This window comes from Psychrobacter sanguinis, from assembly GCF_020736705.1.
In the GTDB taxonomy this organism is placed as follows: Bacteria; Pseudomonadota; Gammaproteobacteria; order Pseudomonadales; family Moraxellaceae; genus Psychrobacter; species Psychrobacter sanguinis.
This window is the reverse complement of the sequence record NZ_CP085990.1, coordinates 1,439,934-1,457,482: the sequence shown is the minus strand read 5'-3', so window position 1 is coordinate 1,457,482 and position 17,549 is coordinate 1,439,934. Positions and strand designations below refer to the sequence as shown.

The window sequence follows — 17,549 nt, the reverse complement described above, 5'->3', positions numbered from 1 at the left end:
GCCTTAAAAGTACCAAATATATCGATAGCATAAATAAAAAAAGCCTCACAACAAGGTGAGGCTAATCCATAAAATCTAGAAAAAATAGATTGATAAGTTATTTAACCCTTATCGAAGCGAATTTCCCCTTAAGGCATTGGGAAATGCTTCTCTTTAATACGGTCATAAGTACCATCCGCTTTAATAGCAGCTAAAGCCTTATTAATATCTTGCTTTAACGCATCTTGCTTACGTACCGCAATGGCAAAGTTATCATCAATTTCAATATCAGAGCCTTTGATTTCAAACTCTGTATTATTTTTGCTTAACCATTCAAGCGCCGGTAATTTATCAGAAATCATAGCGTCTACACGGTTTGACTCTAAATCCAAAAAGGCGTTATTCAAGGTGTCATACATCTTAATACTGGCTTTTGGATAGTTACTCTCTAGCCACTGTGAAGAGATGGTTGAGCGCTGCGCTGCAATTTGCTTGGTATTAATATCTTGGGCATTACTGGGATCAAAGCTACTGTCTTTAGTGGCAATAAATACCAAAGAGTTGGTGAAATAAGGGTCAGTAAAATCTACCTGCTGGGCACGCTCAGGCGTAACTGACATGGCCGCAATAATCGCATCGTATTTCTTTGCTTTAAGTCCAGGAATAATACCTTCCCAATCTTGTGCTTCAATATCACATTTGACCTGCATTTTTTCACACAGGGCATTGGCGATATCCACATCAAAACCCGCTAAGTTTCCTTCAGCATCAGTGTAGTTAAAAGGAGCATATGCCCCTTCAGTTGCCACACGGAGCACTTTTTGGCCTTTATCACCACCTTCAGCGGTCGACTCTACCGTATTATCAGCGTTATTACATCCTGCTAATAATACAGAGAAAGACAAGGCAGTCATTAGTGCTACTGCCCCTTTTTTAATACTTCTTTTAGGCATCTGGCTGTTTGCTGTTGCGGTTTGAAGCATACTTATGTCCTTATAGAATTCATAAAAAACTGGCCCAAAGTCTGGTTATAAATCACTCATGACTGATTAAACCCAATCAAAACAGTCATTTTATACAACCTGACTTTAGCCAACCCTTTTAGTATGACAGCCAATTTATGACTGGGATAAAATCTCTGCTTAAAGCAAGCTATCCTATCTATCACTACTTATGGATAACCGATCCATTCAAGACTCTACCCATCATTTATCGCTGTACGACGTATTGAAGTATTAGTTAGCAGCTGCTTGCGCGGCAGCAGTGCTAGTGGTACCAAAATAAGGGGCCGAAATTTCGTCATATTTACCACTTTGTTTTAAAGTAGCCAAAGCGGTATTAAATTTACCTGCCAGTGCATCACCTTTTCGTACTGCGATACCCATCGTATCATCACTCTTAAACTCAGCGCCTTTTTGTTCAAAGGCTTTACCTTCTTCACTGGTTAGCCAATAAGCAGCCGTCACTTTATCAGAGAAAAGCGCACGAATACGGCCTGAAGCTAGGTCTAAGTAGGCATTTTCTTGCGTATCATATAAGTTCAGTTTGGCTTTTGGATGCGTCTCTTCAATGTATTGAGCAGCGATAGTGGCACGCTGAGCGCCCACTGGTATGGTACTAAAATCACTATCCACACTAATATTGTCGCCCTTTTTAGCCACCAAAACCAAACCATTGGTTAAGTAAGGATCAGTGAAGTCGACTTTTTCAAGACGCTCGGGCGTGATTGACATGCCAGCAATAATAGCATCAAACTTCTTAGCCTGTAGACCTGGAATTAGACCATCCCATTCTTGTGAGCTGATGTCACACTTAGCTTTCATCTCGTCGCAAAGCGCATGAATCAAATCAATCTCAAAACCAATCAGTTTACCGTCTGCATCGGTATAACTTAGTGGCTTGTAGCTTGATTCAGTGGCAATTCTAATGGTCTGTTCTGAGCCGCCTGCTTCAGGTGCTGCTGACTCGCCTTCAGCTGGCGCATTATTATTGCTATTACAAGCGGTTAGCATCAATCCAGATAACGCCACAGATAATAGCGCCCATTTACTTTTTGATTTCAGTGCAGTTGTCATAGTGTTGTCCTAGCTTTGAATGGTTTTAGAAGTATTTTACTTATCGTTGTGATAAACAGCGGGCGCTTATTTTCCAAAGTTTGCTTCTTCAATTTTCGCCAACTCACCCTTACTACGAAGAGTTTTGATCGCTGCGTTGAATTCTTCTTTCAAAGCATCATTCTTACGAAGCGCAATCCCTAAATGGTCATCGTTATCAATCTCTTTACCAATGACGGCATACTCAGGGTTCTCTGGTAACCAGTCGGCTGCAGATACTTTTTCAGCCAATACAGCATCCACTCGGCCAGATTTAAGATCTAAATACGCATTTTCGTAGGTATCGTATAGATTTACTTTGTTGCCGTCTTTGTTGTCAAAGTTTGCCAACAAATATTCGCCTAATGTGGTTGAACGTTGGCTACCTAAGTCCTTATTACTAATGTTATCAGGACTAAAAGTGCCGTCTTTTTTGGCCAACCAGACCATCGTATTAGAGAAGTAAGGCTCGGTAAAATCGACCGTTGCTGAACGCTCAGGAGTGATAGACATACCGGCAATAATGGCATCGTATTTATTGGCCAATAGACCTGGAATTAAGCCATCCCAGTCTTGTGACACGATTTCACATTTGGCTTTCATTTCAGCACAAATGGCATTGGCCACATCAACATCAAAACCACCCAAACTTCCATCATTGTTGGTAAAGTTAAACGGAGGATAAGCACCTTCAGTAGCGATGCGAATAGTTTTGCCTTCTTTTGAATCTGCGGCACTAGCGCCTTCAGCTGCATTATCAGACTTTGAACATCCCGTCAGTCCGACCATACCGGCCATGACTAATACAGGTAAAACCTTACGCGATAACTTGCTATCAAATAATGACATTTTTTCTTTCTCCAAAGCCAAAAAGTGGCTCATACAAAACTTAATTCGTGAAAAGGTTTATGAGTATAGCCGACTGAACTGATGGTTTTATGCTCTTAAAACCGCGACATGGTTCTCTTAAAACCTTGAGGTAATAGAGTTTGGATAAGGGGGTACAATAATATTTGTGTAAACTTCATAAACAAAAATAATACATGACGGTTCTCTTAAAAACAAATCATTTTATCGTATTACTGTTGTGCTTTCTCTTTTTACTCTACTTCTAATAGCCCCTATAACATAGGCAAATCTAATTTTATAACCTTAACCAAAAAGAGTGAGTATCAACTGATACCCACTCTATAATGACGATAATAATTTTTATGGCTTTCGCCAATAACTTTTTATGGCTTTCTTAGCAGGGTCTATTAAAGGATGCATTTAAGAGTTTTCTGAACTGCTTAGCCTTATTATTGTTAATAGCCTAGCTTAAACCGCTTAGCTTACAACGCAATCTTATTGGCATCTGCACGATGTGATGCCATAAACTCACGCACGCGTACCGAGGTTGGGTTATCGAATATTTGCTCTGGCGTACCCGCCTCTTCAATGCGGCCTTGATGCAAAAATACCACCTGTGATGACACATCACGGGCAAAACGCATTTCATGGGTAACGATTAACATAGTACGGCCTTCAGCCGCCAAATCACGCATTACCGCCAACACTTCATTGACCAACTCTGGATCTAGCGCTGATGTCGGCTCATCGAATAATAATACCTGTGGGTTCATTGCCAAAGCACGGGCAATCGCAACGCGCTGACGTTGTCCGCCCGATAAGTTATCCGGATAAGCGTCTTTTTTATCCAACAGCCCAACTTTCTTTAATAATTGCTCGGCTTCACTAATGGCGTGGTCTTTGCTTATCTTTAAGACTTGGGTAGGACCTTCAATAATATTTTGTAAAATGGTCTTATGTGGCCATAAGTTGAAGTTTTGAAAAACGAAGCCTACACGGGCGCGAAATCTTTCAAGCTGCGCTCTATTAGCGGCTTGTAACTCACCCGATTTACCAGGTACCAAATCAAGTGCTTCTCCGCCTAGGGTAATAGTACCCTGATTGGGATGTTCTAAAAGATTGATACAACGTAATAAAGTTGATTTACCTGAACCTGATGACCCTAAAATAGAAATAACGTCGCCATCATAGGCAGTAAGAGAGACCCCTTTTAATACCTCAAGCGAGCCGTAGCTTTTATGAATATTTTGCAAATCAAGGGCAATGGGTCGATCTGAAGTAAAGTGTGGCATAACAGTGGCATGTGTCCGAAATAAGTTGAAAGCAAAGGAGGTTATAATGTTGAAGGGTGTCGCTTAACTAACACAACATTATAAAAGGCGTATTGTCTCTTAAAACCCCAGTCATAAGCAAATCTTTTGCCATATTCTAGCTGACAATTATTAGTGACTGATAGCAGTTACTACTAATTTTTTATAGGTTATTGTTTATGGGCTACTTTTTATGGACTCGTTTTTTATTGACCATTTGATAGTTAGACAATAACGACTTGATAACTTGCCATAATAAATTCCATCGACAATAGTTAATAAATAGTGATTGCTTTAACGAAAAAACCCTTTCCACCACTTTTAAAATAACAAAGCAGTAGAAAGGGTGATTAATGCTAACTTAAAAAGTTGCATTAAAACATGTCTCAAAATTTGCATAAAAGAGCGCTTAAATAATACGCTCATTTAATACAGATTAGTTGCCAGATACATGCTCTTCTTTTTGAGTACCATCCATTACTTGACTGTTGTCAGCAGTGCTTGCATCAGTGGCATCGGCTGTTGCTGTACCTGTAGTACCAGCATCGATATTACCAGCTTCAGAAGCTTCTACTTCAGTACCAGCAGCATCATGGCCCATTGCTTCATGATTCATTGTATCAGTACCAGTGGCTGCAGGATCAGTAGCTGTTGTATCAGCACCTGTGGTAGCATCAGTTGTAGTCGTTGTTGTTTCAGTTTCAGTGGTGCCCATAGTATCACCTTGAGTATCAACTGAAGTTGATTCTGCAGCTTCTGGAGTACCAGCATCTGTTTTCTCAGAGTTGCTACAAGCAGTAACACCCATTGCTAATAAACTAACTGCTAATACTGGCGCTATAACTGACGTTTTAAAATTTTTCATAGTATTACCTATATATACAAAGATTCAAAGGGATTGATGACATTTAGCTTTAACGATTTTTAAAAGTATCAATTAAAACCAAACTACAGGGAGTGTTAACATCATAACAGCCCTACATTCTATTGATTAATTTTATTAATTAACCTTTAAATTGCAAAGCCGTTATCAGAACCTTTTTTAATATCGCCCAAGGTCGTTATTCATCACTTTACTCTCCTCGTTATAGATAAAATAGCTAATTTTCGTAGTAATTTATAAGCATTTGTGTAGACGACGCATTGTTGGCCCTTGATGCTTAATTACAACCGACCTTTTCTGCTTTTAAACAATAGCTTTAAAGACCGGTCGTTAAGTTTACTTACAATATAAATAACAAATGCTCGCAACATACTATAGGGTGGCAGCTTTACTATTGGCCTTATCTGCTTTATGTTATAGACCAAGTAAAAATTTTATAAGGCTTAATAAACCGCCAATGAGGGTTAATAAGCCAGAAGCTGTTCAACAGGCCCAGATTAGGAGACGATAAGTGACTCAGGAAATAGTAGACATCAAACAATACATGCAACAGGTTGGCAAGCAAGCCAGACAAGCCTCCCGACATCTAGCAGCGGCCAACACCGGTGATAAGAATAAGGCTTTATTAACCATTCATCAAAAATTAAAGGAGGCTAAATCCGATATCTTGGCCGCCAACAAAATTGATATGCAAAATGGTCACAATAATAATTTGGACGCAGCGCTACTTGATCGCTTAGAACTGACTGATGAACGTTTCGAGGGCATGTTACAAGGCTTAAAAGATGTGTCAACGCTACCTGATCCCATTGGCGAAGTCACAGACATGACCTTTCGTCCTTCGGGCATTCAGTTGGGTAAAATGCGTGTGCCTTTGGGCGTGGTGGGTATGATTTATGAATCTCGTCCTAATGTCACCTTAGAGGCGGCTTCATTGGCTCTAAAATCAGGCAATGCGATTATCTTGCGTGGAGGTTCTGAAGCCTTCGAATCAAATCAAGCCATTGCCAAATGTATTTTAGAAGGCTTAAAAGAAGCAGGTTTGCCTGAGCATGGCGTGCAAGTTTTACAAACCACAGACCGCGCTGCAGTGGGTGAACTAATTACCCTAACCGATTATGTGGATGTGATCGTACCGCGTGGCGGAAAAGGTCTGATTGAACGCATCAGTAAAGATGCAAAAGTGCCAGTGATTAAACATTTAGATGGCAACTGTCATACCTTTATTGACAGCGATGCTGATCCTGAAATCGCTGTCAACGTCAGCGTCAATGCTAAAACGCATCGTTATGGTACTTGTAATACCATGGAGACATTACTCGTTGATAAAGCAGTGGCTGACAGCTTATTACCAAAAATTGCTGAAGCTATCATTGAGGCTGATGATGCCATGCAGCTGCGCGTAGATGCTGAAGCCAAAGCCATTTTAAAAGACAACGCTAAGCTCTCAGGTCATTTAAGTGATGCCAATGATGAAGATTGGGATACCGAATATCTAGCTCCTATTCTAGCGGTCAAAGTTATTGACGGTATGGATGCTGCTATCGCACATATTAATACGCATGGTAGCCATCACACTGATGTCATTATTACCGATAACTATACTAAGTCTCAACGCTTTATCCGTGAAGTGGATTCCTCAAGCGTTATGATTAATGCGTCTAGCCGCTTTGCAGATGGCTTCGAATATGGTCTTGGTGCTGAAATTGGCATTTCAACCGATAAAATTCATGCTCGTGGCCCTGTCGGTCTACATGGTCTAACGTCACAGAAATGGATCGTTTATGGCCACGGTGAAGTGCGCAGCTAATTTTATAGTTCTTTGTAGATACTAACTCTATAGAAGATTGTAAATATCACTTCGCAGATATTGGAGTTATTCAGCTTACAGTAGCCAATTTATACCTAAAACGTCAGCACTAGCTGGCGTTTTTTTATATTAGCTAGCTTTATAGCAGGGACAACTATTACAAACTTTCACTAAAAAATACCGGCTATAAACTGAAATTAATTTTTCTTTTGTTATTCTACGTTCGCAATAAGGTCGCCGCCAATACAATCGTGCCCGCTATGGTTATCACAGTAAATGTCTGAGACGCTATTAAACGTACTAAAGCATTGTTGGTATAAAGTTTTTAATTTCACTGCTGTTAAACGCCATAGAGTTTGCACTCTTTGATTTTTATTTTCGTCATTTAGTTTTGGTCATTAAACGGTCGTCGCTCAAGATTAAACCACTCAATTTTAATATATTAGGGCTCTCTGTACACGACAAAAACAAAAAAGCTGACTAAGGACAAGGCATAATAGTAATTTTTCTTACGAACCACACTATGCCAAACCTTAATCAGCTCATAAATATATTATCGCAAAACCTAACCATGAACAAGGCAAGATTGACGTGTTTAGGCTTAATTACTCTAGCGATAATACAAGTACAAAGTAGTAACCTCAAACAAATAGCAAGAGGATTTGTCAAAGGTAGGACAAACAGTAATTACAGACGGCTACAACGCTTCTTTGCACAAGTTGACATAGACCAAGACCAGTTAGCCAAATTCATCTATCAACTCTTTGACTTAGACGAAGTCATCATCAGCATAGACAGAACCAACTGGAAATGGGGTAAAAAGAACATTAACATCTTTTTGCTCAGCGTTGTTCATCAAGGAATCGCTATTCCCTTATACTGGACACTACTTGATAAAAAAGGTAACAGCAATAGTAATGAGAGATGTGAGCTCATACAAACGTTCATCAACACCTTTGGCGCAGACAAAATACAGTATGTATTAGCCGATAGAGAGTTTGTTGGCAAAGAGTGGTTTCAATGGCTAAATAAAGAGCAAATAAAGTTTTGCATTCGCATCAAACACAACACCCTAGTAGCCAATCATCAGGGTAAATTGGTACAAATAAAGACATTGTTACGTCATCTATCCCCTCATGAAACGTTTATGTTAGCCAGAGCTGTTCCCGTATATGGCGTTAAAGTTCGTCTATTTGCAAAGCGTGATACTGACAACGATTATGTCATCATAGCGACCAACAATTTAGATCATACGGATGCTATGGCTCTTTATAGCAGACGCTGGGAGATTGAAACCTTGTTTTCTTGTTTTAAAGGACGAGGGTTTAATCTTGAAGATACGCATCTTACACAGTTGGATCGGGTAAGTAAGTTAGTGGCGGTTTGTGCGCTAGCATTTTGTTGGTCATATCGCATTGGGATTAAAACTGTACAGCAGCACCCTAAAAGACGAAAGCTTAAGAAACATGGTCGACCTCAGCAAAGTTTGTTTGCTATTGGTTTGGATGTTTTGATTGATGGTTTGCGTGAGTATTTCTTTGCTGGCAATCGGCGTGTGTTTGAGGTTCTAATAAGTTATTTGTCTCCTAGTCCACGACCTTTGAGACTTTGAGCATTTTTGTCGTGTACAGAGATTAGGGCTAATAAATAAGGGCAATAGAGAAATGATGGTATTTATAGTAATTTTGGTGGTTTCTGGCGCTCTAATTGTGGGTGCCTTATGGGGGGCTAAAGGCAACTTCCCCGGTTGGGTTCAAGGCAACCTGCTGGCACTGGCAGGTGGTGCGTTGATGTTATCAGTGGCTTTAGAGATGCTACAGCCGGCTGTGGGCGAATCTGGTCTTTGGCCTGTAGCAGCATTTACCTTGCTAGGCGCCATAGTATTTACCAGTGTTGATTATTGGATTGATACTAAATTTAAAGATAAAGGCGGTATGGGGCTTCTCGCGGCAGTCACCTTAGATGGCGTACCAGAGAACTTAGCCCTTGGGGTGTCTTTAATTTCAGGCAATGTGATGCAAGCTGCTGCTCTTGCAGGGTCGATTCTACTGTCAAACCTCCCTGAAGCAGCCGGTGGCGCTAAGCAAATGAAAGACAAAGGCAGCAATACCAAAAATATTATGTGGACCTGGATTGGGGCTGCCGTATTACTATCAATTGCAGCATTGGCAGGTAATTTATTATTAAGTGATGTGCCCAAAGCAAAACTTAGCTTGATTGACTCGTTTGCCGCTGGTGCAGTTATCGCCTCATTAGCAACCGAGCTATTTCCTGAAGCCTTCAGAAAAAGCAACTTATGGTCAGGAATTAGTACGGCGGTTGGTCTGGTATTGGCACTGGGTCTAAATCAGCTTGGTGGCTAAACAATTTTGAATACTGGGTTTTTCAGCATTTAAAAAATAGTCATCATCGTATAGAATAGCCCAGCACACGCCCGTGGCTAACAAATTTTATTGTTTAGACCACACTTCCGTTGAACGTCATATTTAATAGCCGGATAACTCTTATCCTAGGCTATAACGTTTGCTTGCGTCAGTTATAACATTTCTACTGGGGTTTCATAGCAACCCCTGTTCTTTATAGCAAACACCCAACACAGTCATCGAAGGCTCATGCCCGATGATTTGTGTGTCTTATTTATTATTTACTACAGTTTTATTGTCACGTCGAATAGACAGCTTATATTCACCTGACAAAACACTCTATTGATTAAAACAATCAAATATTAGCCATTTTTTGGCACATGACTCTTAATAAACCTACGCACGTTACCAAGTTGGCCATGGCTTTTTTAAGGCATAGGTAGGTTTATTTTAAAAAAAAAGGAATCTCTATGGAAGTTACTTTAAATGGCTACTATACGATGATATTAGCCACCTTGGTCCTTTTATTGGGCCGTTTTTTGGTGAAAAAAATTAAATTCTTAGAAGATTTTAATATCCCAGAACCTGTCGCTGGTGGTCTACTTGCTGCAGTGGTGGTGTATGCGCTTAACTTTATTTGGGGATATAGTTTCAATTTTCAGCAAGAGCTACAAACAGCCTGTATGCTGATGTTCTTTGCCTCTATTGGCTTGAGTGCTGACTTTGGCCGCTTAAAAGCAGGCGGTACGCCATTATTGATTTTCACTGTTGTGGTTTCTGCTTTTATCGTGATTCAAGATATTGTCGGGGTCTCTATGGCCGCCTTGCTTGGTCTTGACCCCTTATTAGGTCTGGTGACCGGTTCTATTGCATTAACCGGTGGACATGGTACTGCTGGTGCATGGGGTATCACCTTAGAACAGCAATATGGCGTCGTCGGTGCCACCACGTTAGGGATTGCCGTAGCCACTTATGGTCTGGTAGCAGGGGGTGTTATCGGTGGTCCGGTTGCTCGCCGACTCATCAACCAACTGGGGGTCAAACCTGCCGCTGCCAACCCTAACCCCAGTGAAACCGAAAGATTGGCCGGTAAGCAATCATTGTACAGCACCAAACACAGCGAAGAAGACGTTCATAGAAACAAAGAAATCTTTGAGAAGCCTGATAATATTCGTCTTATTACCGCGTCCTCTACCATCGAGTCATTGGCTTTATTTGCTGCCGCTCTCGCTTTTGCAGATGCAATGACTGTATTAGGAAAAGGGACTTGGTTTGATCTTCCTACCTTCGTTTGGGCACTGGCAGGCGGTGTGATTATCCGTAACGTATTGACCATCGTGTTTGACTTCCACATGTTCGACCGTGCCATTGATGTGTTTGGTAACGCTTCTTTAAGTCTATTCTTAGCCATGGCGCTACTGTCTCTAAAGCTATGGGAATTAACCGACTTAGCAGGTCCTGTACTTATTATTTTGGTGGTACAAACTCTGGTGATGATTGCCTATGTTTACTTTGTTACCTTTAGAGTAATGGGTAAAAACTATGATGCTGCGGTACTGTCTGCAGGTCATTGTGGCTTTGGTATGGGCGCTACGCCGACTGCTATTGCCAATATGCAAGCGGTAACCGATCGCTACTTGGCTTCACCAAAAGCATTTTTGATTGTACCTATGGTAGGTGCCTTCTTCGTTGATATCATTAACGCCACTGTATTACAGATTTTCATTAAGTTACCTTTTATGTAATTGAGCCGATGACTTAAAGCAAAATTGTAATATAAACAAGACGAAGGGCTAGGTTACGCGGTGTAACTCAGCCCTTTATCGTTTTAGCTACGGTTTTTTTAGATAAGGTTATTTTAGACTCTGTTGTTTTAAAAGCGGTTAGTTTAGACACTGCATTTTAGCTGATTCGTTCGTCCGCACCATCTTCTTTGCTAGGTCGACTGCTTTGGACTGATTGTCTCGTACTAACTGTCTTCTGATAGCGCTTCGGTCAGCTCACAAGCTTGATCAACAAGCTTACCAATAAAATCAATAGTATCAATTAAAGTACCATTATCAGTAATATCAACATCAATCATCTTAGCAAGTTCGCTCGGACTTTTTGACCCGCCGGCTCGCAATACCGCTAACCAATCGTCGATAACTTCTTCACCTTGACGCAGCTTTTTAAACAACTGGGTGGCAACGCTCAGACCTGCACTATAAGTGTAAGAGTATAAGCCAAAATAATAATGTGGCTGACGCATCCAAGTCAGCGCAGCATCGTCGTCAATCTCTACCGCTTCACCCCAAAACTGTTGTAAGGTCGCTTTCATCATGTCGTGCAAATCTTCAGTGCTTAGATTTTTGCTAGCATCTACCGCACGATACACTTCACGTTGGAAGTGAGCTTCAAGATAGTGCGTAACGAAATTATGATAGTAGGTGTTCGACAATAAGGAGGAAACCACGTAACGCTGAAACGCTTTGTCGTCAGTGTTTTTCTGTAATAAATGATGACCCAATAACAGCTCATTACAGGTTGAGGGCGCTTCGATAAAATATAATGAAGGCTCATAGCTTAAGTAGTTCTGATACTGACCGGCGTTATAAAAATGTCCGGCATGACCTATTTCGTGAATCAAGGTAAATACATCGCCTAAATTGTGAGTCCACGACATCAGCACATAGGAGTGTTCGCCATAAGGTGACGCACAAAAACCGCCAGTGCTCTTACCTTTATTTTGGGCAAAGTCATACCAACGCTCATCAAAAGAGCGCTGTACCATATCGGTATAATCTGTGCCTAATAGCGATAACGCTTCTACACAATATATTTTTGCCTCATCAATGCTTACCTTTGCCACAAAGCTAGCATCTAAGGGTACTTTGAGGTCAGCAAAAGTCATCTTATCGATACCGTTTACTTTTTTAAGCAGATTAATATAACGGCGCATGGGTGGTGCTAAATGAGTCATGATGGTGTCAATATGCTTATCATACATAGCACGAGACACTTTCTGATCCTGTAAAAGACAATCAAATACTGAGTCATAGCCCCGCATATCAGCGATAATTTTTTCTTTTTTGACTTGAGTCAAATAGTTGCTGGCAATAGTGTGCTGAGACTCACGCAGTCGCTTTGAGAACGCTTTAAAGGCTTGACGACGAAACTCGGTATCGACCGCCGTTTCATATTCATTTTCAAAAGTCGAAAAACTCAAAGGATAAGTCTGCCCATTGACCTCAAAGTCTGGAAAAGTCATATCGGCCAGTTTGCACTGTTCATAGTTTTGATACGGCAGGTCAAGTACTGGGGACAAAGAGATAAGTGCAGATTCTAAGTCTAAACTCAAGGTATAGGGCTTTTGTGCCAGTAAGTCTGATAAAAACGGACGATATTTGTCGTTATCAGTCATCGCTTGCTTAATCAGTGCTTCATCGGCCTGCTTTAGGGTCTGCTCCACAATGGCAGTTTGGCTGTTTAATTTGGCGACTTGTGACTCAAAATCTCTTGCTCTGATTTGTAGCTCACTATCACTCATATCCACTGCACTTTGCGCGCCAGCATAAGTATCAGCTTTGGATAAAATAGTTAAATAGGCCTCATAAGTCTGTAGCAGACGCACGATACTGGCCCCATCGGTTAAGTTGAGCATTGAATCCGAAGTTAATTCATTAGCAAGCTCAGCGGCTTGCTCTAAATCTGCGTAGAAATCTTCTGGTTTTGCGTAAAGCGCGGTCATGTCCCAGGTTAAATGCGTCGGGACATCGCTGCGTTTGGGTAGAGCTTGAGTAGTCATAGGGGTCCTTTAACTTTTAAAAATACTATTTTGAATTAATATTATCTTTTTATCTTATAGATTCGGGATTGCTAGATGACCCTAATATAGGTTAAACAGATTTACCTATCTCGCTTTGGTGGGCCATATAGCGTGGTTTCCCATTCCTCGAAAGGGGGATCAACAATATACTCTGAACAGTAAGATTTAAGATAGTCCGTTGCTCTTTTTTGTGCATAAGTAAAGTTCAAAACTTTACCCTCTTCATCCATTTCTAATACATTGGCAAATATGGCAAAGACCATTTCAATAGCACTGGGCTCAGTTCCAAATAAGTCAATATATTCAATGTCTTGAAGCATATAATGAGTACCACTTGCTATAAAATAAGCAAAAGTACTCAAGGCACCGCTAAAATCTTGACTAACTTTCATTTTTCACCTTATAGCTTGAAACTAGGTTATCCAATATCGTATCAAAGTAGGCATTATTGTCAGCAGCAAATTGGGCAATGTTTTCTAAAATAGAAGCTGGAGATTTTACGGTTTTCGGATACTGCTTGATATCCTGTTCAGAGATACCTTTACCCTCATTAATCATCGTCTGCAAGCTAATAGGCGTCACTTCAAAATGACATTGCCAACCTATGAGCCAAGAGCCTAACTGTTTATGTTTATCGGTTTGGTAAATAAAACCTTGGTTTTGCCAATATTTAGAGGTAGCCAAAGGCGTGGCACCGCTGGGCAAATCAAAACCATCGCCATGCCAATGAAAGGTGGTAAATTGATGGGGCACTCCATTCAATAGCGGATGATGGACACCTGGTTCAGTCAGTGTCAGCTGTGTCCAACCTATTTCTTTGATATCGATTTTACCCACATTGGCACCCAAACATTCAGCAAGTAGCTGAGCACCCAAACACATACCAATGACCGTCTTACCCGCTTTAATAGCTTCAGTGATAAACTGCTTTTCTATTTTTAGCCAAGGGAATTTATAGGTATCATACACTCCCATAGGCCCGCCCATAACAATTAACCAGTCAAAGCTATCTTGGTCTGGCAGAGCATTGTCCGCCATCAAGTCCTCTGCAAACTGAGTAAGGGTTAGCTTATGACCGTTGCGCTTTATCCAATGCTCAATAGACCCTAGAATATTGATATGATTGTGCAATAAGGCGTGGATGCGTAGAGTCATATTTCGTCCTTTATTTTCAATGCCTTTATTTTGACGCTTTGATTCCGATCGCTTTACTTTGATAATTTTATTCGGTGGTGGTTCAAAAAGTAGGCTGAAAAAAAACAGGCTGAGAAATTGATAAAATAGTGAAATGCAAATCACACTATACATCAAATGCCCAGCCTGTCTAAGTGACAGTATAAAGAAAAATGGCTTCAAAAGCTATGGTAAACAAAACTATAAATGCAAAGACTGCAAACGGCAGTTTATTGGCGACCATGCCTTAACGTACCAAGGCTGTCACTCCCAAAAAGATAGCAAAATACGCCATCTTATGGTTCGAGGCAGTGGCATAAAAGACATCGCTTGCGTTGAGAGAATCAGCAAAGGCAAAGTACTGGCCACCCTAAAAAAGTGTCACTACCAAATAACCCCCAAGCAAAGGCAATACGACTGTCTTGAAGTCGATGAGCTTTGGACATTCGTAGGCAAGAAGACCAACAAACAATGGCTAATTTATGCCTATCACCGTGACACAGGTGAAATTGTTGCCTATGTGTGGGGAAAACGAGACCTTAACACTGTCAAAAAGCTTAAAGCTAAACTGCAAGCCTTAGGCGTAAGTTGTGCTAGAATCGCTAGTGATACCTGGGATAGCTTTGTTACCGGTTTTAAGGGCTTTACCCAAGTCATTGGCAAGTTTTTCACGGTCGGTATTGAAGGTAATAATTGCACTATCAGACATCGAGTAAGGCGAGCATTTAGGCGAAGTTGTAACTTTTCTAAAAAGCTGGAAAATCACTTTAAAGCCTTTGATTTAGCTTTCTTTTACATCAATCATGGATATGTCTAATGTCAGCCTACTTTTTGAACCACCACCTTTTATTCTAATAGTTTCGATTGCTATTCATTACGCTACTTATGGGTTATAACTTTTGGTTTATAAAATAGTACCATAGCTTATCAGGCGTTTAATGGAAGCAAAATAGAGGACCTGAAATAGATTAAATCAATAATTCTAGATATTAACTGAGTAAATCATGAAACCCAAAAAGCTTTTACAACTGGATAAAGAACAAGAAGAAGTCTTGCTCGATGAACTGCGGGCTTACATGAGTAATGAACTGGATATAGACATTGGCAACCTGCCCGCTAAGTTTCTTTTGGACTTTATGGTGGAGCTGATAGGACCCAAGATTTATGATCAGGCGATTAGTGATACTGAGCCTTGGCTATACGATAGATTTACGGGCATCTTAGAAGATTTGTCTGTTTTAAAGAAAGACTAAGCAGGCCATAAGCTACTCATTTGTAACTTAACTATTGAGATTAGCCATATTATCTAACATTAAGCTTAGCCAAGTATTATTATCTTCAATATACTGCTCGCCCAGTGCCAGTATTTTTTTAGGAGTCTGTACTGAATTAGGGTGATGAGTTATGGACTCCCTTATGTACTCCTGTCCCTCTGCCACCATATCTATCATGCTCTTGGGTGTGACTTCAAAATGACACTGCCAGCCCATTACCCAAGTATTCAGCTGTTTGTGTTTTTCACTTTGATAAATAAACCCTTGGTTGCCCCAAAACTGTGAAGTTGCAATAGGGACGGTCCCTTTGGGTCTATCAAACCCATCGCCGTGCCAATGGAAAACGTTAAACGCCTCTTTTGGCAACTGTTGCAGTATGGGATGTGCCTTGCCCTGTTCGGTTAACTCAATCGGCATCCAGCCAATTTCTTTCACCCCTGAAGGTTCCACTTTCGCACCTAAACAGTCTGCTATCAGTTGTGCCCCTAAACATACACCTATTACCGTTTTTCCAGCATCTATACTATTTTTGATAAATTGTTTTTCGTCAATCACCCATGGATAACTGGCTTCCTCATAAATGCCCATAGGCCCGCCCATTATTATCAACCAATCAAAGCTATTGAGGTCAGGCAGTTCGTCGTTTTCATAAAAACGTGTGGTAGTAATACTGTGACCGTTATTGCTAGCCCATTGCTCTATATAACCTAGTTTTTCAAAATCGACGTGGTATAAGGCGTGTATTCTGAGTGGCATGAACGGTTTCCTTGAGAGTAAGTTGGCGTACTAGTAATGACTATACCTGATTCTTCGCAGCAAAGTTTATGCCAAAAAAAACCGCCTAGCCAAAAGCTAAGCGGTTTTTTTATTTAAAGCGTATAAGCAACAGCAAATCTAATTACTGGTTGCGCCCGAACATAGACAACTTGAAATTAATAAATTTATTGTTTCCATTGATTTTGTATAACCAAACTGCTGGCAACGTTCTCACACAAAGGCCGCAATTTTTCAGCTCTTAATTGAGCATACGTATTTGCTTCTGAGCTATCATATACCGTACATTGAATTGAAATCATTTTATTTTTATAAAATATGTTATAAAGTGTTTGGTTAATATAAAAGCTATTATCCAAACGTTGCATATTCCCTTCGACCTGCATCCAATATCCAGGCAGTCTATCTAAAACTATCGGGGCCCCCTTATCTACAACAGACATACCCTCTGGTACCATATCATATATCTCACCTGTATTATAAAGCTCATGCATATCGTTAAGGCGGATATCAGATACAGGCATGTCTTTTATTAGCAACATTATGCTATCTACGCCCGTGCCATTTTGACTAATCCATTTTTTAGCAATATTAGGTCTAGATGCTTCTTGTTCCTGCCAAGATTTGGGTGTCTTGATAGTGACATTCAAACCTTTTGCCTTACTCAGCCCTTGCGATGAAAAAGTGTTGTAAAACCCATCAAGCATTTCCTGTTGCGGCTTATCATTATACTGAATTATCAAAAAATTCTCTAAAAACGGAGACTCAATATCGCCATTCGCTCTGTTATTGACCTCATTAATAAAGTCTATAGCCTCTAATTTGGAGAGATTTTTATTGTTTGCAGATACTAATGCTTGTAACTGCTTGGTACTTTCTTTGAATGCTTGATTAACCTCAGGGATATCTAGTGAGTTAATCACTTTAAAGTGCTTATCTTTTAGATTTGGAAACTTTGTATTAAACCTCGCTTTCGCTAAATATGCTTCTCTTGCTAAATCAGGGTATTGATTTGCAATATTATCTAGAAGGATTTCTTGTCCAAGAAGATAACCGTATCCAGAAGAAAGATTTAAAACAAACTGTCTATTAGTATTAAATGCTAAAACTGAAGAAGAAATAAAACAAAGTATAATAGCTATCAAAAAATGAATTGGTTGTTTAGTAGTTAGCATTGATTATAAGCCGTATTAAAGGTTAAGTATTATTAATAATACAATACTTAACAGCTTA

At 40.2% G+C, this 17,549-nt stretch carries 16 protein-coding genes; 6 read left to right on the top strand and 10 right to left on the bottom strand.

Annotated features, from left to right (window positions below; genetic code table 11):
• Positions 1-128 precede the first annotated feature (128 nt).
• From LK453_RS06190 to LK453_RS06170, 5 genes are all read right to left on the bottom strand, one after another.
• Entirely contained in the window at positions 129-962 is an 834-nt protein-coding gene (locus LK453_RS06190; RefSeq protein ID WP_201536519.1) for an ABC transporter substrate-binding protein, read from the bottom strand.
• Between the two features lie 252 nt (positions 963-1,214).
• A complete protein-coding gene (locus tag LK453_RS06185) occupies positions 1,215-2,054 on the bottom strand; it encodes an ABC transporter substrate-binding protein (RefSeq protein ID WP_201536516.1) in 840 nt (279 codons plus the stop codon).
• Between the two features lie 66 nt (positions 2,055-2,120).
• On the bottom strand, positions 2,121-2,921 hold the full coding sequence (locus LK453_RS06180; protein WP_227678568.1) for an ABC transporter substrate-binding protein: 801 nt from the start codon (positions 2,919-2,921) through the stop codon (positions 2,121-2,123).
• A gap of 482 nt (positions 2,922-3,403) precedes the next feature.
• A complete protein-coding gene (locus LK453_RS06175) occupies positions 3,404-4,213 on the bottom strand; it encodes an ABC transporter ATP-binding protein (RefSeq protein ID WP_201536513.1) in 810 nt (269 codons plus the stop codon).
• A 454-nt stretch (positions 4,214-4,667) separates the two neighbouring features.
• Positions 4,668-5,096, bottom strand: a complete 429-nt coding sequence (locus LK453_RS06170) for a hypothetical protein (RefSeq protein WP_201529449.1) — start codon at positions 5,094-5,096, stop codon at positions 4,668-4,670.
• A 562-nt stretch (positions 5,097-5,658) separates the two neighbouring features.
• On the opposite strand from LK453_RS06170, the gene LK453_RS06165 reads away from it, so the two are divergent.
• The 4 genes from LK453_RS06165 (at position 5,659) to gltS (ending at position 11,032) form a co-directional block, all read left to right on the top strand.
• The gene (locus LK453_RS06165; protein WP_201536559.1) at positions 5,659-6,924 is read left to right on the top strand and encodes a glutamate-5-semialdehyde dehydrogenase; all 1,266 of its coding nucleotides are present in this window, start codon (positions 5,659-5,661) and stop codon (positions 6,922-6,924) included.
• 523 nt (positions 6,925-7,447) lie between these two features.
• Entirely contained in the window at positions 7,448-8,536 is a 1,089-nt protein-coding gene (locus LK453_RS06160) for an IS4 family transposase (RefSeq protein WP_201538654.1), read from the top strand.
• Between the two features lie 52 nt (positions 8,537-8,588).
• Positions 8,589-9,287, top strand: coding sequence for a ZIP family metal transporter (locus LK453_RS06155; RefSeq protein ID WP_227674490.1), 699 nt, complete (start codon positions 8,589-8,591; stop codon positions 9,285-9,287).
• 470 nt (positions 9,288-9,757) lie between these two features.
• Positions 9,758-11,032: a sodium/glutamate symporter gene (gene gltS, locus LK453_RS06150; protein WP_007395772.1), complete on the top strand. Its 1,275-nt coding sequence runs from the start codon at positions 9,758-9,760 to the stop codon at positions 11,030-11,032.
• Positions 11,033-11,256: 224 nt separating this feature from the next.
• Here the strand turns inward: gltS and pepF are convergent, their stop codons facing one another.
• The 3 genes from pepF to LK453_RS06135 form a co-directional block, all read right to left on the bottom strand.
• Positions 11,257-13,074, bottom strand: a complete 1,818-nt coding sequence (pepF, locus tag LK453_RS06145) for an oligoendopeptidase F (protein ID WP_201542287.1) — start codon at positions 13,072-13,074, stop codon at positions 11,257-11,259.
• Between the two features lie 101 nt (positions 13,075-13,175).
• Positions 13,176-13,487, bottom strand: coding sequence for a DUF7677 family protein (locus tag LK453_RS06140; RefSeq protein ID WP_007395774.1), 312 nt, complete (start codon positions 13,485-13,487; stop codon positions 13,176-13,178).
• A complete protein-coding gene (locus tag LK453_RS06135) occupies positions 13,477-14,250 on the bottom strand; it encodes a type 1 glutamine amidotransferase (protein WP_201536491.1) in 774 nt (257 codons plus the stop codon). The genes LK453_RS06140 and LK453_RS06135 overlap by 11 nt, the downstream gene beginning before the upstream one ends.
• 133 nt (positions 14,251-14,383) lie before the next feature.
• Between LK453_RS06135 and LK453_RS06130 the strand changes: the two genes are divergently transcribed.
• Together LK453_RS06130 and LK453_RS06125 are read left to right on the top strand one after the other, a co-directional pair.
• Entirely contained in the window at positions 14,384-15,085 is a 702-nt protein-coding gene (locus LK453_RS06130; RefSeq protein ID WP_227953986.1) for an IS1 family transposase, read from the top strand.
• A 187-nt stretch (positions 15,086-15,272) separates the two neighbouring features.
• Complete coding sequence (locus LK453_RS06125; protein ID WP_201536488.1) at positions 15,273-15,521, top strand: DUF2164 domain-containing protein; 249 nt, start codon at positions 15,273-15,275, stop codon at positions 15,519-15,521.
• 27 nt (positions 15,522-15,548) lie between these two features.
• Here LK453_RS06125 and LK453_RS06120 read toward each other — a convergent pair whose 3' ends face one another.
• Positions 15,549-16,298 carry a type 1 glutamine amidotransferase gene (locus LK453_RS06120; protein WP_201536485.1) on the bottom strand — a complete coding sequence of 250 codons (750 nt, stop codon included), beginning with the start codon at positions 16,296-16,298 and terminating at the stop codon, positions 15,549-15,551.
• A 185-nt stretch (positions 16,299-16,483) separates the two neighbouring features.
• Positions 16,484-17,491: a hypothetical protein gene (locus LK453_RS06115; protein ID WP_201542081.1), complete on the bottom strand. Its 1,008-nt coding sequence runs from the start codon at positions 17,489-17,491 to the stop codon at positions 16,484-16,486.
• Positions 17,492-17,549: the final 58 nt, after the last annotated feature.